Genomic DNA, 22,002 nt, shown 5'->3' with positions numbered 1-22,002 from the left:
CATTTGACCTGCGTCGCAGCGAATTCAGCCTACGACTTGAGCCGCAAACACCTCGCGAAACCGCTGCATCTCATCAGCGTTGCCCACGGTGACCCGCACCCACTGCGGCCAGTTTTGCCACACGCGCCCAATCTTCACGCCCTGCTCGCCCAGCCGCTCGATGACCTGTTCCGCCGGACGGCGCACATCAATCATGAAGCAGTTGCTGTGAGACGCCGTGCAGGTGAATCCGCGGTTTTTTAGCCAGGCCACCGTCTCATCCCGCAACCGGGTATTGAGCGCCTTGCGCGCCGGCACCAGTTGCGTATCCGCAAGGCTGGCGCGGGCGGCCAGCAGGCTGGCGGCCGCAGGCACGTTGTCCCCGCCAAACACCGCCAGTTGTTCCAGCAGCTGCGGATGACCGATCGCAAGCCCCAGGCGTGCGCCGGCCAGGCCATAGATTTTCGAGAACGTGCGCAGCACCAGCAAGTCATCATGGTCCTTGACCCACGCCACACAACTGGGTGCGTCACTGAAGTCGATGTAGGCCTCGTCCACCAGCAAAATGCTGCCCTGGGGTTTGCGCGCCAGTGCCTGTTCGATGGCCTTGGCGGGTGTGAGGGTGCCGGTGGGATTGTTCGGGTTGCAGAGATAGATCAGGCCGGGCTGGCGGTCAACGGTGAGCATGGCGGGAAGGTCATGGGCGTGATCGGCGGTGAGGTCCACTTCATGCACCCTGGCCTTGCACGACTCGGCTGCCTGGCGCGGAACTTCGTAGGAAGGCGTGGCCATCACCAGGCTGCGGGTTTCGCTGGTAAACGCCAGCACCGCGTAGCGCAACGCAGCCATGGAGCCGGCGAACACCGCCACCTGTTCCTCCAGAATGCCCTGCTGTTTGGCAAACTGTTCGACCAGCGCGTACATGTCCGGGTACGGGTAGCGCCCCGAAACGGCAATACCGCGCTGCATGGCCTGCCGCGCAGCCGGCGAGGGCCCGTAGGGGCTTTCGTTGTAGTTGAGCAGCACCTCGGGCGCCGCCACGGCGGGGCTTGCCTCAGCCCAGTCCAGGCGACCCAGCAACGGCAAGGCCGCGCCCAGTGCGATCAGGGAACGACGACTCACGTTGACCATGAAGACCTCTCCTTGTCGGCTCGCAGCTTCAGGTGCGGGATTCGCCCCCGTTCCTGCAATTGGGTATGACGAGGAAAACAGCCGGTGATTTACCCAACCAACAAAAAGCCCCGCACTTCATACCGAAGGCGGGGCTTTTGCGTTTCCGGCTAGTTGGAATGAAAACGCCGGTTCAACGCGATCCGCTTGGCCTCCACTGCCCGCAGGTGTTGGTGGTGACGGCGCCACAGCAACAGCACGATGATCAGCAACAGCACCACCAGGCCACCGCCCCACAGCAGGTACGGCATGGCCGTGATCAACAACGGCGCATCCCCACCGCGACGCAGGCTGGTGACTTCTTCGGAACTGACGCTCAGCGCCGGGTTGCCGAAGGTGTGCAGGCTGTAGTTGGCGATGGCGGCGATTTGCGCGTCGTTCAGGTCACCGCCCAGGGCCGGCATGCTCACGGCGCCGTCGGCACCTTTGCGGTCGATGCCCGCGATGATCGCCATCACCAGGTTGTTGGCCTGGTTGCCGTTGAGCGCGGTGTTGAGGCTCAGGGACGGGTAGAACTTGTCAGCCGAGCCCTGGCCATCGCGGCCGTGGCAGCTGGAGCAGGCCGAGTTGTAGAGGCGTGCGCCATCCAGGCCAGTGGCATCGGCCAGTGAGGCTTGATCGCCCTGGCCGGTTTCCAGGGTGCTCATGTCCACCGGCTTGACGTCACGCACCACCCGCTCGGTTTGCCCGGGATCGCGGATCGGCGGCACGCTGTGCAGGTAGGCGGCCATGGCATGCAGGTCGCTGTCGCTGAGGTAGCGGAAGCTGTTTTCCACGGCTTCGGCCATGCCGCCCGCGGCTTGGGCCTTGTCGGCGAGGTGACCGTTTTTCAGGAAGTTGACCAGGTCATCTTCGCTCCAGTCCCCCAGCCCGCTGACCTTGTCGGAGGTGAGGTTGGGCGCGACCCAGCCACCCAGTTTCGCACCGGCCAGGTACTGGCTGTTGTCCTCGGCCATCAAGGCATTACGTGGGGTGTGGCAGGCGCCGCAGTGGGCGAGGTTGTCCACCAGGTACTGGCCACGGCTGGTCTGTTCGGTGGCGCCGGGCTTGGGCACAAAACCCTGGCTGTCGAGGAACACCAGGTTCCAGCCGAACATCAGTTGGCGGATGTTGAACGGGAACGCCAGGTGCGTTTCCGGCACCGGCTGGTCCACGGCTTTGACGCCCTGTTGCAGGTACACATACAAGGCGTGGATATCGTCATCGCTCATACCCTGGTAAGAGGTGTAGGGCATCGCCGGGTACAGGTGCTGGCCCTTGGCGTTGATGCCTTTGCGCAAGGCGTCCGCCAGTTGTTGCTCGGTGTAGTCGCCGATGCCGTAGGCCTTGGACGGGGTGATGTTGCTGGAGATGATCTTGCCCATGGGCGAGTCGATCACATACCCGCCGGCCAGCGGCGCGCCGCCATTCTCGGCGGTACGGTGGCAGGCTTCGCAGTCGCCGGCACGGGCGACATACGCACCTTTCTGGATCAGCGCGGCAGTGTCTTCAGCGGCAAACACCGGCAACGCGGTGAGCAGCAAGGCCAGCAATGGAAATTTAAGCAATCCCATCACCTAGACCTCCCGCGCAATGATGTCGGCCATACGGATACTCAGCGCCACGCCGGCCAGGGTCGGGTTGATGGTGCCGGAGGCCGGTATCACCCCGGTGGTGGCGAGAAACAGGTTGGCGTGGTCGTGGGTGCGGCACTCGTGGTTGACCACCGAATCCTTGGGGTTGGCGCCCATGATCACGGTGCCCATCAGGTGGTCGCGGTTCTGGTAGCCGGTGTTGTCTTCCACCACCGTGCCGCCCATCAGCTGCACGAAGTGCGCATAGTCTTCAGTGACGCCGGCCTTGGCCGCCTTCACGTAGTCGCCCACCTCGTAGTTGACCACCAGCATCGGAATGCCCAGGGCGTCCTTGCGGGTGCGGCTCGGGCGCACGGTGTTGGTCTGCAATGGCAGGGTTTCATACACGGTAGAGACGTCGACCCAACGCGCCGCATCGTGGCGGATGCGTTCGTCCAGCTCCTTGCCGTACACGCCCTGGGCGATCAGCCGCTTGGCCACGGCAATGTTCGGCACGTTGTTGGAGATCGAGTGTTTGACCGAGGCCCGCTCCTTGCGGAACTCGCCGTCGCGGCGATTGAAAATCCCGCCCTGCTGCACCGCGCCGCGTCCCGGCCACAACGGCTCGTCGGCGATAAATTGCAGGCCTTGGCCAGTGTGGTCCATCAGGTTGCGACCGACCTGGTCGGAGGAGTTGGCCACCTCGGAAATCAGCAGCAGCTTGGGGGTTTCCAGGCCGTGGGCGGCAACGATGAAGTACTTGGCAGTGAGCCGCACATCGGCGCCGGTGGAGCTGCGGTAATGGATGGCGACGATCTTGTCGTCCGCGCCTTTTTCCAGCTTGTAGGCGGTGGCGTCGGTGATCAGCTTGGCGCCGGCCTGTTCCGCATGGCGGGCGTGCACGTCGCCGCTGTACATCGCGCCGATGGGGCAGACCGGCATGCAGTTGTTGTTGCCGCTGCACGCCGGGCGCCCGTCGTAGGGTTCAGTGGCACGGCCATTGGGCTCATGGATAAAGTGATACCCCGCCGGGGCCATGCGTTCGCGCAGGCGCTGGAACAGGTAGGTATCACCTTCCGGCGCCATCGGGTACGGGCTTGAGCGTGGCGGGAACGCGCCGCCGCCCTGCCCGCTCTGGTCCTGGGTGTCACTGCCGCATACGCCCAGGGCAATTTCCGCACGCACGTAATAGGGTTCCAGCTCGCTGTATTCCAGCGGCCAGTCGCGACCTACGCCGTAGAGCGTCTTGAGTTTCATATCGTTGGGCAAGTAACGCCAGCACGCTGCCGCCCAGTGCCAGGTGGTACCGCCCACCAGTTTCAACATGCCGGGGCGGAACTCGAAAGAACCGGTGTTCTCGATGTATTGCTCATCGTAAGAATGATGGGCCCACGGTTCATTCGGATAGGGTGAGTTGTAATTGCCCTTGTTCGACGAATTACGGAAGTTCTCGACTATCTTCCAGCGGGGAATATGTTCACCGGCTTCCAGAATAATCACTGACTTGCCGTGCCTGGCCAATTCAAAGGCTGCGTTACTGCCTAATGCGCCGGAGCCAACCACAATGACATCGGCGTCAAAATCCTGATTCATAAAAGTGCCTTGTCTTAGTCGTTGGCCAGCGTGGCCGGAGGATTGACCCAGTAATTGGTTTTTCCCCGGGAGTACGTCGGGATCACCGTGGCGTCCGCGGTCGGCGCATAGGCCAGGGCGCCGGTGAAGGTGACCAGGCGCGTGCCGTCGGTGGCGCGCAGGGACACCGGCGTGCCGGTGTAGCCCAGGTACCAGGCGGAGACGATTTTCTGCGTCGTGTCCTTGATCACCGGGTCGGCGTAGAACGGGCTGCCGGACAACTGGCCGACGTTGCGCAAGTGATGCTGGCCAACCTTGCTCCACAAGGCTTTGATCTTCTCGGGGAATGCAGGGTCGTTCCGGGTGCACTGGGCCAGGATGCGCAAGGACAAGGCGGCATCCAGGTTCGAGCGTTCGAGGAGGAACATCGACAGTTGGCGGAAGGATTCAATGTCGTCGCTGGCGGCGCTGCTGACTTCCTGCGCCAGCGCGGCACCTGCCCACAGCGGGGCAAACAGGCCAGCACCGGTCAAGGCTGCGCCTGAATACAGGAGTTTTCTTCGGGTTATCACGGGATATCTCCTCATGAGTCGAACAACTATCGGCGCACGGGCCTAGTTCGACTTCACTGCAAAAGGCTGAGTACTTCGTTCACGGAGGTTGAACGGACTTTAAGAGCCCTTTTTATAACTGCCAGGAGAACGCCAAGCTGTCGTGCAGCTTGTTAATGATGAGAATGAGCAACAACGCGACCGTCTATAACAGCCGCTTAAACACCGTACAGCAATTTATCCTGCAATAACATGAAACATCCATTTGGATGTTTGCTCAGTTGTGCAGGTAATCCGCGAGGGGATACTTCGCGCACAAGGCTTGAGCCTGCAAGCGCAGTGATTCCTGTGCATTCGGATCCAGGGTGAACTTGTGCTCGTTGAGGGGCGTGACCGCATCGAGTACCCGGCACACCAGTTCGACGACCTGCCGACATCCATCGGCGTCGAGCTGGCGTTGCGCCAGGGAGCCGGTGCCGATACACAACCCGCCAGCGACGAATGACGGTCGCGTCTCTCCCGGTGCGCGATGCTTGTCCACGATGATGCCGCACTGCTCCAGCGCCGCCTGGGCGATGGCGCCGGTGATGCCGCCACGCAAGCGAATCAGCACCGAGTGGTTTTCACTGCGCCCGCCCACCACCTCGTAGTCACAGGCCTGGAACGCGTTGGCCAGTTCGTCGGCCGTGGTGCGAATACGCGCCATCCAGGCGTCGAAATCCGCGGACATGGCGTAGCCGAACGCCGCCGCCTTTGCCGCGATCATGTTGAAGGCCGGTGCGCCCTGCATTCGTGGGAACACGGCTTGATCGAGGAGCCGGCTGAAGCTGGTCTTAAGGCCCGGCACCTTGGTTTCGGCGTCGCGACCGGAAAGGATCAGGCCGCCACGCGGGCCGCCCAGTTGTTTATGGGTGCACAGCGTAGTGACGTGGGCTGCGTCGATCGGGCTCGGATGGCGCCCGGTGGCGACCAGGCCGGCGATGGTCGAAATGTCCGCCAGCAGGATCGACCCGGCTTCGTCGGCAATCCCACGCAAGCGCGCGAAATCAATGGTGTGCGAGTAGGCCGTCGCCCCGCAGATGATCACGCGCGGGCGATGGGCCAGCGCCAGTGTGCGCACCTGGTCGTAGTCGATAACACCCTTGGAGGTAGTGCCGTACCGGAGCGCCTTGTAGTTCGCGCCGGTGAACGCGACGGGGCTGGCGTGGCTCAGATGCCCGCCATGATCGGGAGCCATGCCGAGCACGGTGTCTCCCGGCTCCAGCAAGGCCGCCAGTACCTGATAGTTGGCAGTCGAACCCGAGTGTGATTGCACGCCGGCGTATTGCGCACCGAACAGCTCACGCGCTCGGCGCACAGCCAGGGCTTCGACCCGGTCGGCATTCTCGCAGCCGGCGTGATGACGCCAGCCGGGCGTGCCCTCGGCGGTCACGTTGACCAGCAGCGAGGCGGACGCCGCCAGGATATTCGGCCTCACTGCGCAGGACGAAGCGGCCAGCGACAGCGTCTGGTGTTGGCGCGTGACTTCCGCATCCAGCAACCCTGCCAGCTCCGCGTCTTCTGCCCGTAGATCCGCCAGCCCTCGTTGCAGCAGGTCGGCCTGGTGGGTAAGTGATTGCGTGTCGACTGCCATTGTCCTGTGTTCCTTCCCTGAAAATCCCGTGCGCCTTTCCGTTGGGCGCAGGGCAATTAAGCAGAAAAATGAACATTTTCCAAATTAAATGATTCTTTTTGGCTGAGCATAGGGGGACAAGACGCGGTTTTTCCTGGCTGAATGCTGGCCAATCGCCAAAAAACTGATCACGGTCTTTATTCTTGTGGCAGGCGCATGCAACACTTCGCGCCGCGGCGAAGCACGCACCCCCAGCGCAACATGGACGCTCTGTGTAGAACATAAGGAAGTGGTGGGCATTTGATTCACAGAAAAGAACGCACCGAGTATTTGAAGAGCAATATCAAATACCTGATCAAGAGCCGCGGAGAGACGCAGCTGTCGTTGTGCAACGCGGCCGGCCTGACCAGAACCACGATCTACAACATTCTGGAAGGCAAGGTCGTCAACGTACAGCAGTCCACCATCCGCAAGATCTCGGATTTCTTCGGCGTTTCCTATGAAGAAATCGAGACCCTCGACTTCGAAGAAAAAGAGATCATCGACAGCAGTATTTCCCCCCAGGGCAACATGAACCCTGCTGCCGTGCCGATCATCAAGCAAAGCCAGGTCATGGCGAGCATGGACAAGCGCATTGGCGAACTCGCCACGCTGTACCCGCTGACCTACTACTTCGGCACTTCCTACAACTTGATAGCCGTGCTGCTGGAACATGCGATTGCCGGCGTCAACGAGCCGGGCGATTTGTTGATCGTGCAGAAAGGGACGTCGAGCGACGACAAGGAAAAGTTGGTGTACGACAGGCTCAGCAAAAAACTATTTATCACGGATCAAGCGTGTGTCAGCTCGGATCGTATCTGTGTGGTGGGAGATATCATCGAGGAGCGCTTCAATGACAACGTATGAGCACGAAGTCGAAAACAGCAAATACAAGTTGCTGGGGTTCGAGAATGACAAGAGCCTGGCGGTGATCATGGTGATCGCCACGGGCAAGATCATTCGGATAAAGCTGAGCGAAGTGCTGAACAGCGAAATCATGGACAATTTAAATAAAATGGAAGTCAAGAACATGTACAAGAAGTTCTACTCACAGGGCGGAGCGCTGACCGCGTACGACCTCAACGACCGCAACGAGAACTCATGGATGATTTACATCATCCTGAACCTGCTGCTCTTTACGTTCTATATCTTCACCAGCATCGCCGCGACCAAACCTATCTACCTGGAGTCGCTGGGCATTATCGTCACGCCCGGCACGTTCCTTTACCCGCTGACGTTTCTGATCGTGGACTTGCTCAACGAACAATTCGGCCTGCGGCTGGCGAGACGGGCCATCCTGTTTGCGTTTGCCAGTAACGCGATGATCATCATCCTGCTCTACGGCTCGACCTTCCTCCCCGGCTTGCCAGGCTGGAAGCTCGACGGGCCTTACAACGACGTGATCATCCAGGTGTCGTCGGTGCTCATCGCCTCTTCGGTTTCGTTCCTGGTGTCGGAGAACATCAACTCGTACCTGCTGTGCAAGATCAAGGAGCTGACCAATTCCAGGTACCTGTTCCTGCGGATTTTCCTGAGTACGTTCTTCGCGGTGATCATCGACAGTTTCCTGTTCTGCTTCATCGCGTTCTACGGCGCCATGCAGACCAGCGACATCCTGAACATGATCTACGTGCAGATCGCGATCAAGGTTTGCTTTGCCTTCTTCAACATCCTGCCGGCCTATGGCGCCCGCTCGCTGTTCAAGCGCTACATCACGGGCGATACCCAGGCCCAACCGCACGCCAGCTGATGATCGTTCCCACGCTCTGCGTGGGAATGCCGCCTTGGACGCTCCGCGTCCGCCTTTGTGACGCGGAGCGGCACGGGATGCGTTCCCACGCGGAGCGTGGGAACGATCGACATCACGCCAGTTTGCTTTTCAGGCTCTGCATGACGGCTGCCTTGTTTTCGAGGTAGTCGTTCAGGCCACGTGCGCGAAGGTTGCACGCGTCGCAGTTGCCACAACCCGTACCGATAATGCCGTTGTAGCAGGTCAGGGTCTGGTTGCGGATCAGGTCCATCTGCTGGTGATCGTCCGCCAGGGCCCAGGTCTCGGCCTTGTTCAGCCACATCAACGGCGTTTCCAGGCGCACGTCGTATTCCATGCCCAGTTGCAGCGCTTTGTTCAGCGCCTTGACGAACTCGTCCCGGCAATCGGGATAGCCGGAGAAGTCGGTTTCACACACCCCGGTGATCACCGTTTCCGCCTTGACCTGGTAGGCGTAGATCGCCGCGAGGGTCAAAAACAGAATGTTCCTGCCAGGCACGAATGTGCTCGGCAAACTCTCGCCCGAGCTGTTCACCATGGGTACCGGAATGTTGTCGCGGGTCAGGCTGCTGATGGCCAGCTCGTTCAACAGCGACACGTCCATCACTTTGTGAACGGTGGCGCCCAGCTGTTTGGCGAGTTTCTGTGCGACTTCGATTTCCGCCACATGGCGCTGGCCATAATCGAAGGTAATGCAGTGCACCTCGTCATACAGCGCCAGTGCCTGGATCAGGCAGGTGGTCGAATCCTGCCCACCACTGAATACGATAACGGCTTTTTTACTCATCACGCTGCTTCCTGCATTTGTAAGATTTGGCATAGTTTAAAGGCCCCTCAATAAAAAACCCCGCGCTTCTTTCGAAGGCGGGGTTTTTTACTGCTCGATCACTCAGTGAGCGTACGTCAGCAGCAACTCTTTCGGCACCTGGAAATCCAGGGACATCATCACGCTCAAGGCGGTGATGGTGAAGATCGAGAAGACGAACAGCTTGCGTGCCCAGACGGTGTCATCCACCGCCTTGTAGCCGGTCCAGGCCATGTACAACCAGTACATGCCCATGGCGGCGGCAACGGCGAGGTAGCTCATGCCGGCGTAGCCACTGAAGGTCAACATCAAGGTCGCCACGAGGAAGGCCAGGATGTAGAGCAGGATGTGTTTCTTGGCGACCTTGATGCCACGCTTGACCGGAAGAACCGGAATCGAGGCAGCCAGGTAGTCGTTGAAGCGGAAGATCGCGATGGCATAGGAGTGCGGCATCTGCCACAGGCTGAACATCACCAGTAGCACCAACGCGGCCATGTCGAAGCTATTGGTCACAGCCACATAACCAATCACCGGCGGCATCGCCCCCGACAGACTGCCCACCAGCGTGCCGTGAACCGACTTGCGCTTGAGGTACAGGCTGTAGAAGCCGACGTAGATGACAAAGCCGATCACGGCAAACAGCGCCGCCAGCGGGTTGGCCACCTTGTACAGCAACACCACGCCCGCGATACCCAGGATGGTCGCGAAGATCAGTGCCAGTTTCAGGGAGATAAGGCCCTGGACCAGCACACGATTCTTGGTGCGTTCCATCTTGATGTCGATATCGCGGTCGATGCAGTTGTTGAATACACAACCGGAAGCTACCACCAGGGACGTGCCGATCATCGCAGCCAGGAAAATGGCCAGATCGACATGCCCCTTGGAGGCCAGGAAGAAACCGCCTGCCACAGAAAGCACGTTACCGAAAATGATCCCCGGTTTGGTGATTTGGATAAAGTGCTTAAGCGACATCGGGTCTTACCTCACTTCGCCATCATGAACGTATGGATGCTGAACATGATCCATACCGACAGGCCAACCAGCAGGAGGATCACCAAACCTGCGAACACGAACGCAATCACGTTATCGCGCTGAGCCTTCGAGCGGTCCAGGTGCAGGAAGTACACCAGGTGAACCAGGACCTGGATTACCGCGAACGCCAGGACGATCATCAAGGTGATCGACTTCGGCAAGGTTGGGTACATCACCAGGCCGAACGGGATCAGCGTCAGGATGACCGACAGGATGAAGCCAATGGCGTACGACTTGACGCTGCCGTGGCTGTCATCATGGCTGTCATGGGAATGTGCATTAGCCATTACAGAGTCCCCATCAGGTAGACAACGGTGAAGACGCAGATCCAGACCACGTCCAGGAAGTGCCAGAACAGGCTCAGGCAGCTCAGGCGAGTCTTGTTGGTGTTGGTCAGGCCATGTTTGTTGACCTGATACATCATGGTCGCCATCCAGATCAGACCGGCAGTCACGTGCAGACCGTGGGTGCCTACCAGCGTGAAGAACGCCGACAGGAAGCCGCTACGGTGCGGGCCGTAACCTTCGGAGATCAGCAGGTGGAACTCGTTGACCTCCATGCCGATGAAGCCCAGGCCGAACAGGAAGGTCAGTGCCAACCAGCTCAGGACGCCTTTCTTGCTGCCCTTGTAGAAGGCCAGCATGGCGAAGCCGTAGGTGATCGAGCTGAACAACAGCAAGGCGGTTTCGCCGAGCACGTAAGGCAGTTCGAAGATGTCGTGGCCCGACGGGCCACCCGCTACGTTGTTTACCAGTACCGCGTACACCGCGAAGATCGACGCAAACAAGATGCAGTCGGTCATCAGGTAGAGCCAGAAACCGAATACGGTCATTGGCCCCGAGTCGTGGTGATGGTCATCGTGCCCATGGTCATCGACATGGGCGTGTCCAGCATTGGTCACTAAGTTCGACATGGTTTAAGCCTGTTCCAACGAGGTTTCAACACGGTTGGCCGGGATCTTCTTCTCGGCAACCAGGCGAGCGTGTTGCTCGGCTTCGATGCGTTCGATCACGTCGACCGGCACCATGTAGCCTTGGTCATCACGGGCAGCGTGAACGATGAAGTAGCCGATGGTGCCCACCAGGCTCACGATGGCCAGCCACCAGATGTGCCAGATCATCGCGAAACCGAACACGGTCAACAGCGCGCCCATCACAACGCCGGTAGCGGTGTTGTTAGGCATGTGGATCGGTTCGTAACGCGCAGGCTTCTGGTACGCAGTACCGTCTTCCTTGGCTTCGGTGAACGGATCGATGCTGTCAGCCTTCGGCAGTACGGCAAAGTTGTAGAACGGCGGTGGCGACGAAGTCGACCATTCCAGGGTGTGTGCATTCCATGGGTCGCCGGATTCGCACATGTTCTGCTTGCGATCACGCACGCTGACATACAGCTGGATCAGCTGGCAGGCGATACCCACAGCGATCATCAGTGCACCCACCATGGCAACGTACAGGTACGGTACCCACTCAGGGTTGGTCGTGGCGTTCAGACGACGGGTCATGCCCATGAAGCCCAGAGCGTAGAGCGGCATGAACGCGACGAAGAAGCCCGAGATCCAGAACCAGAATGCAGCCTTGCCCCAGCCTTCGTGCAGCTTGAAGCCGAACGCTTTCGGGAAGTAGAAGCTGAAACCTGCGATGTAGCCGAATACTGCGCCGCCGATGATCACGTTATGGAAGTGAGCAATGACGAACAGGCTGTTGTGCAGCACGAAGTCAGCACCCGGGATGGCCAGCAGTACGCCGGTCATGCCGCCGATCGCGAAGGTCACCATGAAGCCCAGGGTCCACAGAACCTGGCTGGTGATACGCAGACGACCGTGATAGATGGTGAATAGCCAGTTAAATAGCTTCACCCCCGTCGGGATGGAAATCAGCATCGTCGCCAGTCCGAAGAACGCGTTGACGCTGGCCCCCGAACCCATGGTGAAGAAGTGGTGCAGCCAAACCATGAAGCCCAGTACCGAGATCGCGCCCGAGGCGTAGATCATCGAGTGGTGACCGAACAGGCGCTTGCCCGAGAAGGTCGAGATCACTTCGGAGAAGATACCGAACGCTGGCAGGATCAGGATGTACACCTCAGGGTGACCCCATGCCCAGAACAGGTTCACGTACATCATTGGATTGCCACCAAGTTCATTGGTGAAAATGTGGAAATCCAGGTAACGGTCAAGCGACAGCAACGCCATGGTTGCAGCCAGGATCGGGAACGATGCAACGATCAGTACGTTGGCCCAGGTGCAGGTCCAAGTGAAGATCGGCATGTCCATCAGCTTCATGCCAGGGGCGCGCATTTTCAAGACGGTGGCCAGGAAGTTGACCCCCGTCAGTGTCGTCCCGAGTCCTGATAACTGTAGCGCCCAGATGTAGTAATCCACACCCACGCCCGGACTGTAGGCCAGGCCCGACAATGGCGGATACGCAACCCAACCGGTCTTGGCGAATTCGCCGACGCCCAGGGACAGGTTGATCAGCACTACGCCGGATACCAGCAGCCAGAAGCTCAGGGAGTTCAGGAACGGGAACGCAACGTCACGCGCACCGATCTGCAGCGGCAAGGCAAGGTTCATCAGGCCGGTGAAGAAAGGCATCGCCATGAAGATGATCATGATCACACCGTGGGCGGTGAAGATCTGGTCATAGTGTTCAGGAGGCAGGTAGCCAGGCGAACCCTCGGTGGCCATGGCCAACTGGGTACGCATCATGATGGCGTCGGCAAAACCACGCAGCAGCATGACCATGGCAACGATGACGTACATGACGCCGATTTTCTTGTGGTCGACCGAAGTCAGCCACTCGGTCCACAGGTAGGTCCACTTCTTGAAGTAAGTGATACCTGCAAACAGTGCCAGACCACCCAGCGCGATCATGGCGATGGTCACCATCACGATCGGCTCGTGGAACGGGACCGCATCCCAACTTAATTTACCAAACATCGTTTACTCCTCTGCCCCAGCAGTTGAATGCGAGCCCGTGTCAGAACCTTCAACCGCGGCCACTTCTTTCTTCTCGTGCTCGATCGGCTTGCCTGGCTTCATACCTTCGTACTTGTCGACGATTTTCTGAAACAGGTCCGGCTCGTACGTGGAGTACAGGGCGACTGGGTTGTTCTGGCTTGGTTTGGCAAGGGCGTCGTATTCAGCTTGATCAAGCTGTTTAGGTGCGGCCTTGACTTCGGCTACCCAGGCGTTGAAATCTTCCTGGCTCGTCGAGATCGCTTTGAATTTCATGCCGGTGAAGCCAGCACCGCTGTAGTTGGCGGAGATGCCTTCCATTTCAGCTTTCTCGTTCGCGATCAGGTGCAGACGGGTCTGCATGCCTGCCATCGCGTAGATCTGGCCACCCAGTGCAGGGATGAAGAACGAGTTCATCACGGCGTCGGAGGTGATCCGGAAATTAAGCGGGGTGTTCTCCGGGAACCGGATCTGGTTCACAGTGGCGATACCCAGGTCCGGGTAGATGAACAGCCACTTCCAGTCCAGCGCGACCACTTCGATGTTGATCGGCTTGACGTCGGAGTCCAGCGGACGGTACGGGTCCAGCTCATGGGTCGACTTATAGGTGATGTAACCCAGGGCGATGATGATGAGGATCGGCACCAGCCACACCGCGATTTCAATCTTGGTGGAGTGCGACCACTTCGGCGCGTAGGTGGCGCTGGTGTTCGACGCGCGGTATTTCCAGGCGAACGCGAACGTCATGATGATCACGGGCACCACGACCAACAGCATCAGCAGGGTGGCGGTGATGATCAGGTTGCGTTGATCCAGACCGACCTGACCTTTAGGGTCGAGCAAGGTCCACTTGCAGCCTCCCAGCATTAACATCATGCCAAGCAGCGGCAAAAAGCCTAGTAATCGGGGGTACCTGTTTTTACTCATCTCACGACCTCTAAAGCAGCTTGCGCAATGCAGTTGGGTTTTGATCGCCAACACTTCACCCTGCCAAGGGTTGGCATTTCTCTTCGATTGAATAAGGGCCTGCCCGTCGCACCTTGCGCGAATCGACACGTCCCGGGCTAGCGGTGAGTTCTTATTCGAATTCGTTGGTCAAAGGCCTTGTTACAGACCAATTCCATTTGGTGCGGATAGTTGAAAGGCTGCCGGCACCTGGGGTCGCATGAAACGTTACATCCGCTTCTCGACCGCCCTAGTTTGCTCAGGGGTGAGCAGCACCGGACATTCAGTGCGGGCGATTGTAGTTAGCTAGCGATGTATAAACCATGTCTTATCCAGAAATAATTTTTATCGTTTCCAGCAATAATCCTTCACCATTATTGCAAAGGTCCGCGATCGTATCGCGTTTGATTCTCGACAAAAACCACAAAAAATGCCGTGTTATTGGGCAATCTGCCACATCCCTTACAGCCTGTAAGGGCATCGAAAACGGATCCAAGTCCCCTAAAAACAAGGCATTCGGACATCGGGCAATGTCGCCGACCGCACGCCACTCGCGGCGTCGGCCAGACGACGAACTGACAGCCATAAAACGCCGCTTCATGCAAATTTATGGCGCGTTTACGAGCGTCAGAAACGTCCTGCGACAGCTTCCGTGTGACAACATGTCGCACGCTGCGCACACCCAAACTTGCCCCGCGTCACGGCCTCTTCACAAATGCCTACAAACAAAAACGCCCCAGCCTTCTTTAGAGGAAGGCCGGGGCGTTGAGTTGTAACCGCTTAGGCTTTGCCCTGGCGATTACGGTAAATGCCCAGTGGCACCAGGATCACCGTCAGCACAAAGGCCACCAGCGCCCACTGGGCCAGGGACAGGCCGAGCACGGGCGGGTACGGCGTCTCACAGAAGCCGTCGACCTGGAACCCCAGGGGAAACACCGAGGCCAGCGGCAAGCCATCGACAATCGGTTGCAGCACGTCGATGCCGCAGCTGACCTTCGGAAAGAACTGGATGTACACGTGATAGCCGGCAGCGGCGACGCCCCCCAGGGCGCTGAGGGTCACCAGTGCTTCAAACACCGTGACACTGCGGGTGGTGCGCATGGCGGCACCGATGAAGGCGAAGATCGCGATCAGCAGCAAGGCATAACGTTGCAGGATGCACAGCGGGCAAGGGGCCTCGCCCAGCACCACCTGCATGTACAGCGCCCCGCCGATCAGCGCCAGGCAGATGATGCCCAGCAGTACCAGAAAGCGTCGCTCCCTGCCCAAACGCAATTCGTCGATCATCCCCGTTTCCCTTTAGCCAATGATGGTTGTGCCAATGGCCGCAAGTTTACACGCGGACGGTGAAAGTTGAGCAGTTGGCGTGTGGAGGTTTAAACAGGAGGCATTAACAGGAGATTAATCAGGGAAAATGGAGATCAAAATGTGGGAGCGGGCTTGCTCGCGAAGGCGGTGTATCAGACACACATTCAGTGACTGACACTCCGCTTTCGCGAGCAAGTCGAATCGTCGCACCGCCGCTCCCACATTTTTGACCGAGTAAGTTATTCCAGGGCCGACGCCGGCCCAAAGAACTCATACCGGCTCTGCGCTTCCGGCACACCCAGGGCCTTCAAGTGACGCTTGATCGCCGCCATGAAGCCTTTAGGCCCCAGGAAGTACGCATCCACATCGCGCTCCTGCGGCAGCCACGCCGCCAGTTGCTCCTGGCTCAGCATCCCGACCTTGTCCGCCGCCGGGCTCACGCCATCATCCTCGGCGTAGCAATAGAAGCGCTTGAGTTGCGGATGCTGCGCGGCCAGGCCATCCACCCATTCGCGGAACGCATGCACGCCGCCATTACGCGCGCAGTGGATAAAGTGAATCGGACGCTCGGTGGCCAGCGCCGCTTCGAGCATCGGCAATGTTGGCGTGATGCCCACGCCGCCGCTGATCAGCACCAATGGCTTGTCGCTGGCCGCCAGGGTGAACTCCCCCGAAGGCGGGAACAGATCGATGGTCGCACCCACCTGGAACTGGTCATGCAGGTAGTTCGACACCCGCCCACCGGCTTCGCGCTTGACGCTGATGCGGTACTGGCCCGAATCGCCACGCGCCGACAGGGAATAGTTGCGGCGCACTTCCTCGCCCTCCAGCACCAGCTTCATGCCGATGTACTGCCCAGGCTCGGCGGCCAGGATCGGGCCGTTATCCACAGGCGCGAAGTAAAACGAGATAATTTCCGCGCTCTCCTCCACACGCTTGACCAAGGTGAACGGCCGCGCGCCACGCCAGCCGCCCGGTGCTTGTTCCTTCTCTTTATAGATAGCCGCCTCGGCACCGATCAGGATGTCGGCCAATTGGCCATAGGCGGCGCCCCAGGCACTCATCACTTCAGGGGTGGCGATTTCGCTGCCCAGCACTTCGGAAATTGCCCGCAGCAGGCAGGTACCGACAATCGGGTAATGCTCCGGCAGGATCTGCAGGGCCACGTGCTTGTTGATGATCTTTGCCACCAGATCGCCCAACTGGTCGAGTTGGTCGATATGCCGGGCGTACATCAGCACGCCGTTGGCCAAGGCCCGGGGCTGGTCGCCGCTGGCCTGGTGGGCCTGGTTGAACAGCGGACGTACTTCTGGGTATTCGGACAGCATCATCCGGTAGAAATGGGTGATCAGGGCTTCGCCGCCACTTTCCAGCAGGGGCACGGTGGATTTGACGATGGCACGGTCTTGGGCACTAAGCATGGCAGACTCCTGAGTCTTCTTACTGAATACCCTTTACTACTCAGTATTCATGCCAACTAATAAATCCTTATAAATCAAATGCTTAACATTAATGTAGTCAGTATGACTTCCTACGCTATATAGTCACTATGACTACAAGGAGTCATTATGACTGCGAAGCCGCTGCTCACCACCCTGCTGCCCCTGGTCGCCGACCTGTCCCGCGAGTTGCCCGAAGGCGAGCGTTACCGGCGCCTGCTCCAGGCCATGCGCGCCCTGCTACCCTGCGACGCGGCCGCCCTGCTGCGCCTCGACGGCGAATGGCTGGTGCCGCTGGCGGTGGATGGCTTGAGCACCGACACCCTCGGCCGGCGCTTCAAGGTCAGCGAACATCCGCGTTTCGCCGTGCTGCTCAGCAGCCCCGGCCCTACCCGCTTTGACAGCGACAGCGAACTGCCCGACCCCTATGACGGCCTGGTGGATGGCCTGCACGGGCATCTGGAAGTCCACGACTGCATGGGCTGCCCGCTGTTTGTCGACGACCGGCCCTGGGGCCTGCTGACCCTCGACGCCCTGGATACCGAGCGCTTCGAACGGGTGGAACTGGACGCCCTGCAAGCCTTCGCCAGTCTCGCCGCCGCCACCGTCAATGTCGCTGAACGCATTGAACGCCTGGCCCTGCGTGCCGAAGACGAACACCAGCGCGCCGAAATCTACCGCCAGGCCAGCGGCCAGCAGCACAAGGAAATGATCGGCCAGAGCAAGAGCCACAAACGCCTGGTGGAAGAAATCAACCTGGTGGGTGGCAGTGACCTGACGGTATTGATCACCGGCGAGACCGGCGTGGGCAAGGAGCTGGTGGCCCAGGCGATCCATGCTGCATCAAACCGCGCCGAGAAACCGCTGATCAGCCTCAACTGCGCCGCCCTGCCGGAAACCCTGGTGGAAAGCGAACTGTTCGGCCACGTGCGCGGGGCGTTTACCGGCGCGCTCAACGAACGCCGGGGCAAGTTCGAGCTGGCGAATGGCGGCACGCTGTTTCTTGATGAAGTGGGCGAGTTGTCCCTCACCGTGCAGGCCAAGCTGCTGCGGGTGCTGCAAAGTGGCCAGTTGCAGCGCCTGGGGTCTGACAAGGAGCACCAGGTGGATGTGCGCCTGATCGCTGCCACTAACCGGGATCTGGCCGAAGAAGTACGCAGCGGCCGCTATCGTGCCGACTTCTATCACCGTTTAAGCGTGTATCCCCTGCAAGTGCCGGCCCTGCGTGAGCGCGGTCGCGATGTGCTGTTGCTGGCGGGCTTTTTCCTTGAACAGAACCGCTCACGCATGGGCCTGGGCAGCCTGCGCCTGACCAGCGATGCCCAGGCGGCACTGCTGGCTTATACCTGGCCGGGGAATGTGCGCGAACTGGAACACTTGATCGGCCGCAGCGCCTTGAAAGCCCTGGGTAACTGCCGGGAGCGCCCGAAGATTCTCAGCCTCAGCGCGGCGGATCTGGACTTGCCGAACGCTACCGCGCCACCGCTCGAAGCGCAGCCCGACCCCGTGCCGGACGTCACCGGCGACCTGCGCCTGGCCACCGAGAACTACCAGCGCCAGGTCATCAGCGCCTGCCTGGAACGCCACCAGCACAACTGGGCCAGTGCCGCCCGTGAGCTGGGCCTGGACCGGGCCAACCTGGGACGAATGGCCAAGCGCCTGGGCCTGAAGTAATGAACGGTGATTCTCAGGTAAAGGAGATCAAATGTGGGAGCTGTCGAGCCCCCCACACTAAACCTGCTTCGCCTTGTAGATTGGATTGATCGGCGCGCCAGCCTTGGGCTTGCGAAACACCAACACATTCCCCAGCATCACCAGCACCAACCCCGCCAACGCCGGCGCCGTCCACTGATAGCCCTCGGCAAACGCCGAGACGTTCAACGCCACCACCGGGAACAGCACGGTGCAATACGCCGCCCGCTCCGGCCCCATGCGCCCGACCAGGGTCAGGTAGGCGGTAAAGCCAATCACCGAACCCGGGATCACCAGGTACAGCAGCGAACCGATGTACCGGCTGTTCCATTCCATGTCGAACGGAATGCCCTGCACCGCGCAGTACATCGCCAGCATCGACGCACCATAGGCCATGCCCCAGGCATTGGTGGTCAGTGGCTTGAGGCCGGCCTTCTGCTGCAGGCTCGACAGCATATTGCCCGCCGAGAAACACATGGTGCCGAGCAATGCCAAACCCAGGCCGAGCAAGGTTTGCGGGCTGGCGGTGTGCCCCACCAGTTCCGGCCAGAACAACAGCCCCAGGCCCAGCAAGCCAAGGCCGCCGCCCATCAACACATTGCGTGCGACCTTCTGCCCGAAGAACACCCGGGCGTTCAGCGCGTTCCACAAGGTGGCCGTCGAGAACACCACCGCCACCAGGCCGCTGGGAATCCACTGGCTGGCGGTCAGGAAGCACATGAAGTTGACGCAAAACAGGCACAGGCCCTGGGCCAGGCAGATCAGATGCCCGCGCCGGTTCACAACCTGCAGCTTGCGGCTGAGCAGCAGCATCACGAACAGCACCAGCGCCGCGAGGCCAAAGCGATAGACGATGGACACCGGAATCGCCACCACGCCCAGTTGCCACTTGAGGGCAATCCAGGTGGTGCCCCAGATCAATACGGTGAGTAAATACAGGAAAAGGTTCATGGCGGGCTCCGAGGGTTGAGCCACAGTTTCGCCCCTGGCGGCACCAGGTCTCTTGCACATTCTTGCGCTTTTGTCGGCTGCCGGGATCACAGCCGCCGCCGCGGGGAGTAGGATGCAAACCGTCAGAGAGTACGAATATGCCGCCACTGGAAACCCTGCAAGTCTTTCAATCCCTCAACCGCTCGCCCAACGCTCGCCTCGAGCTGTGCGCCGAGCTCGGTGACGGCTTGTCTGCAGCCTTGTGGAGCAACCATCACGACGCCCAGGATTACGAAGCCCCCGACCACCACACCTTGTCCTGCTACATCGGCGGCGGCACCGGCACCTTTCGCCGCGACCAGCCCGGCACCAAGGGCGGCCCGGACAAGCTGTGCATCCTGCCGGCCGAGCATCAGTCGGCCTGGGTGATCAACGGCGAAATCCGCCTGGCCCACGTGTATTTCAGCCCCGAGCAATTCGCCCTGGGCTGCGTCACCTTGCTGGACCGCGAACCCCGCGAGTTGCAACTGCGCGAGAGCACCTTCCTCGACGATGCGCGGCAGGCCCGGCGTTTTCACCAGTTGATCAGCCTGAACTGGAAAGAGCCCGGCGAACGCCTGCTGACCAGCAGCCTGGCCCATGAAATGCTCAGCCATACCTTGCTCAGCCAGGTGGGGATGCGCGAGGGTTTGCGTTTGAAAGGCGGGCTGGCCGCCCACCAGCGCCGGCAACTGGTGGAGCACATCGACCAGCAACTGGCGGAGCCGATCAGCCTGGGGCAGTTGGCAGGCTTGTGTGCGTTGTCGGAGTACCACTTTGCGCGGATGTTTCGCGAGAGTTTTGGACTGCCGCCCCATCAATATCTGCTGGCGCGGCGCCTGGCCCGCGCCCGGGAGTTGTTGCGGGGTGGGTCGTTGCCGCTGGGCGAGATTGCCCTGGCGTGCGGATTTTCCAGCGCGAGCCACTTTACCAACCGGTTCCGCCAGGCGATGGGCGCCACCCCTGGTGAATACCGGCAGGCGTTCCTGCCTTGAAATGCAATCTGCCTGACAGCACAGGTCCAATGTGGGAGCGGGCTTGCTCGCGAAAGCGGTGTGACAGTCAACACATGTACTGACTGAACCAGCGCATTCGCGAGCAAGCCCGCTCCCACCTTTGATCTTCGGTGCTCAATAGTCCGTGCTGTTGGCCAGTGCCGTGGCCAGGCGGTTTTCCAGCGCCTTGACCCGCGCGCCTGCGACCACGTAATTGTTGGTCACCATCGAAAACACCAGCTTGCGCCCATTGGCATCGGTGACATACCCGGTCAACGACGACACGCCGCTCATGGAGCCGGTCTTGCCGTGCAGGTTGTTTTCCGCAGCGGTGCCCCGCAGGCGGTAACGCAGGCTGCCGCCCACCAGTCGCTGCGGATTACCGGCAACCGGCAACGCGTTGTACCAGGCGCTGAACCAGGGCTGTTTGCTGGCGGCCAGCAGCACATCCGTGAGGTTCTGCGACGACACCAGGTTACGCCGGGACAACCCCGAACCGTCCACCTGGTTCAACGTCGCCGTATCAATCCCCTGACGTTTCAGGAACCCGGCCACCGCCGCCACACCGGCAGGCGCCGTACCGGCATTCACGGTCTTGCGCCCCATGCTCTTGAGCAAGGCTTCAGACATGTTGTTATTGGAAAGCTTGAGCAACGGCGTGATCAGTTCCTGCAACGGCGCCGACTCATGCAGCGCGAGCACCGTCGCCGTGGTCGGCGTCACACCCCCGATCATCCGACGCCCCTGCACGACAATCCCCTGCTGCGCCAAGGCCTGTTCAAACAGGTTGGCCACCAGTTGCGTCGGCTCCCACACACTGACCAGTTGCGGGCTCTGCCTGCCCGGCGCCAGCGCGCCACTGAGGCGCAACAGGTTGGTGCCGTGCTGGCGATTGATTCCATAGCTGTTGCCTGTGCCGCTGACCGCACGGTTGCTGAGCTGCACGTAATCGGTAGCCGGGCTGATCTCCACCGTCACCGGGCGCCCTGCCACGACCGGCGCCCTGGCCGTGACCAGCAGGGAGCCCGCATCAAAGTCGTCATTGGGCGATACCGTCAGCGCCGAAATCTGCGCGCCGTAGTAGGTGCTTTCATCGTCCTGGGACCAGTCGGTGCCCAGGCGCTCGGCGTCGAAGAACGTGTCGTCGAACACCAGGTCGCCCCGCACCTGCCGGATGCCCTGCTGCGCCAGGTTGGCCGCCAGCGCCTGGTAATCCGCCCACTGGATCGTCGGGTCGCCCAGGCCGCGCAGGTAGAGGTTGCCGTCAAGCACCGCGCCCTGGCGGATGCCGTCGCTCAACAGTTGCGTGGAAAACCGATACTGCGGCCCCAGCACATCCATCGCCGCCGCAGTGGTCAACAGCTTGAGGCTCGAAGCCGGGCTCAGCCGTGTGCGTGGGTTGTGCTGGTAGAGCGTGTTGCCGCTGCGGGCATCACGCACCATCAGCGATACGCTGGCGCCGTGCAGTGCCGGGTCGGCCAGCAACTGGTCGAGGCTGGCGCTGGTGGAAGTTTTCGGCGCCGTGGCGCAACCGCCCAGCAACAAGCTCAAGCCCAGCAGCAGCCCGCCGGTGTGTGTCCATCGTCCCAACCGCATAAACCTGGTAGTCCTTGAATTTCG

At 60.4% G+C, this 22,002-nt stretch carries 19 protein-coding genes; 4 read left to right on the top strand and 15 right to left on the bottom strand.

Going from position 1 to position 22,002, the window contains the following annotated elements:
• Window positions 1–24 precede the first annotated feature (24 nt).
• The 5 genes from HX869_RS19315 to glyA form a co-directional block, all read right to left on the bottom strand.
• A complete protein-coding gene (locus HX869_RS19315; protein ID WP_177116852.1) occupies window positions 25–1,110 on the bottom strand; it encodes a pyridoxal phosphate-dependent aminotransferase in 1,086 nt (361 codons plus the stop codon).
• Between the two features lie 149 nt (window positions 1,111–1,259).
• Window positions 1,260–2,702 (bottom strand): cytochrome c, encoded by a 1,443-nt coding sequence (locus HX869_RS19310; protein WP_177036189.1) that lies wholly within the window; start codon window positions 2,700–2,702, stop codon window positions 1,260–1,262.
• Window positions 2,703–2,705: 3 nt separating this feature from the next.
• Complete coding sequence (locus tag HX869_RS19305; protein ID WP_008435597.1) at window positions 2,706–4,295, bottom strand: GMC family oxidoreductase; 1,590 nt, start codon at window positions 4,293–4,295, stop codon at window positions 2,706–2,708.
• Between the two features lie 14 nt (window positions 4,296–4,309).
• On the bottom strand, window positions 4,310–4,846 hold the full coding sequence (locus HX869_RS19300; RefSeq protein WP_023659207.1) for a sugar dehydrogenase complex small subunit: 537 nt from the start codon (window positions 4,844–4,846) through the stop codon (window positions 4,310–4,312).
• Window positions 4,847–5,102: 256 nt separating this feature from the next.
• Entirely contained in the window at window positions 5,103–6,458 is a 1,356-nt protein-coding gene (glyA, locus tag HX869_RS19295; RefSeq protein WP_178903523.1) for a serine hydroxymethyltransferase, read from the bottom strand.
• Window positions 6,459–6,737: 279 nt separating this feature from the next.
• Between glyA and HX869_RS19290 the strand changes: the two genes are divergently transcribed.
• A complete protein-coding gene (locus HX869_RS19290) occupies window positions 6,738–7,343 on the top strand; it encodes a helix-turn-helix transcriptional regulator (protein ID WP_003216382.1) in 606 nt (201 codons plus the stop codon).
• Window positions 7,330–8,226 (top strand): queuosine precursor transporter, encoded by an 897-nt coding sequence (locus HX869_RS19285; protein ID WP_003216380.1) that lies wholly within the window; start codon window positions 7,330–7,332, stop codon window positions 8,224–8,226. The genes HX869_RS19290 and HX869_RS19285 overlap by 14 nt, the downstream gene beginning before the upstream one ends.
• Window positions 8,227–8,338: 112 nt before the next feature.
• On the opposite strand, the gene queC is transcribed toward HX869_RS19285, so the two are convergent.
• From queC to hmpA, 8 genes are all read right to left on the bottom strand, one after another.
• Window positions 8,339–9,031, bottom strand: coding sequence for a 7-cyano-7-deazaguanine synthase QueC (queC, locus tag HX869_RS19280; protein ID WP_178903522.1), 693 nt, complete (start codon window positions 9,029–9,031; stop codon window positions 8,339–8,341).
• A gap of 102 nt (window positions 9,032–9,133) precedes the next feature.
• Window positions 9,134–10,021, bottom strand: coding sequence for a heme o synthase (gene cyoE / locus HX869_RS19275; RefSeq protein ID WP_003216376.1), 888 nt, complete (start codon window positions 10,019–10,021; stop codon window positions 9,134–9,136).
• An 11-nt stretch (window positions 10,022–10,032) separates the two neighbouring features.
• Complete coding sequence (cyoD, locus tag HX869_RS19270) at window positions 10,033–10,368, bottom strand: cytochrome o ubiquinol oxidase subunit IV (protein ID WP_003216374.1); 336 nt, start codon at window positions 10,366–10,368, stop codon at window positions 10,033–10,035.
• Complete coding sequence (locus tag HX869_RS19265) at window positions 10,368–10,994, bottom strand: cytochrome o ubiquinol oxidase subunit III (protein ID WP_008435616.1); 627 nt, start codon at window positions 10,992–10,994, stop codon at window positions 10,368–10,370. Before HX869_RS19265 ends, cyoD begins: the two co-directional genes overlap by 1 nt.
• 3 nt (window positions 10,995–10,997) lie before the next feature.
• The gene (cyoB, locus tag HX869_RS19260; protein WP_003216371.1) at window positions 10,998–13,016 is read right to left on the bottom strand and encodes a cytochrome o ubiquinol oxidase subunit I; all 2,019 of its coding nucleotides are present in this window, start codon (window positions 13,014–13,016) and stop codon (window positions 10,998–11,000) included.
• A gap of 3 nt (window positions 13,017–13,019) precedes the next feature.
• Entirely contained in the window at window positions 13,020–13,961 is a 942-nt protein-coding gene (gene cyoA / locus HX869_RS19255; protein ID WP_008435619.1) for a ubiquinol oxidase subunit II, read from the bottom strand.
• A gap of 798 nt (window positions 13,962–14,759) precedes the next feature.
• Window positions 14,760–15,266 (bottom strand): disulfide bond formation protein B, encoded by a 507-nt coding sequence (locus tag HX869_RS19250; protein ID WP_008435621.1) that lies wholly within the window; start codon window positions 15,264–15,266, stop codon window positions 14,760–14,762.
• A 260-nt stretch (window positions 15,267–15,526) separates the two neighbouring features.
• Window positions 15,527–16,708, bottom strand: coding sequence for an NO-inducible flavohemoprotein (gene hmpA, locus HX869_RS19245; protein ID WP_177021811.1), 1,182 nt, complete (start codon window positions 16,706–16,708; stop codon window positions 15,527–15,529).
• Window positions 16,709–16,855: 147 nt separating this feature from the next.
• Between hmpA and norR the strand changes: the two genes are divergently transcribed.
• Entirely contained in the window at window positions 16,856–18,400 is a 1,545-nt protein-coding gene (norR, locus tag HX869_RS19240; RefSeq protein ID WP_087692812.1) for a nitric oxide reductase transcriptional regulator NorR, read from the top strand.
• Window positions 18,401–18,457: 57 nt separating this feature from the next.
• Here norR and HX869_RS19235 read toward each other — a convergent pair whose 3' ends face one another.
• Window positions 18,458–19,369, bottom strand: a complete 912-nt coding sequence (locus HX869_RS19235; protein WP_177116856.1) for a DMT family transporter — start codon at window positions 19,367–19,369, stop codon at window positions 18,458–18,460.
• A gap of 137 nt (window positions 19,370–19,506) precedes the next feature.
• On the opposite strand from HX869_RS19235, the gene HX869_RS19230 reads away from it, so the two are divergent.
• Window positions 19,507–20,382, top strand: a complete 876-nt coding sequence (locus HX869_RS19230) for a helix-turn-helix domain-containing protein (protein WP_177008766.1) — start codon at window positions 19,507–19,509, stop codon at window positions 20,380–20,382.
• Window positions 20,383–20,517: 135 nt separating this feature from the next.
• Here HX869_RS19230 and dacB read toward each other — a convergent pair whose 3' ends face one another.
• A complete protein-coding gene (dacB, locus tag HX869_RS19225; RefSeq protein ID WP_178903521.1) occupies window positions 20,518–21,978 on the bottom strand; it encodes a D-alanyl-D-alanine carboxypeptidase/D-alanyl-D-alanine-endopeptidase in 1,461 nt (486 codons plus the stop codon).
• Window positions 21,979–22,002: the final 24 nt, after the last annotated feature.

Origin of the sequence: Pseudomonas sp. P7779, assembly GCF_013386315.1 — a bacterium.
GTDB lineage: Bacteria > Pseudomonadota > Gammaproteobacteria > Pseudomonadales > Pseudomonadaceae > Aquipseudomonas.
This window is presented reverse-complemented; position numbering and strand designations above follow the sequence as displayed.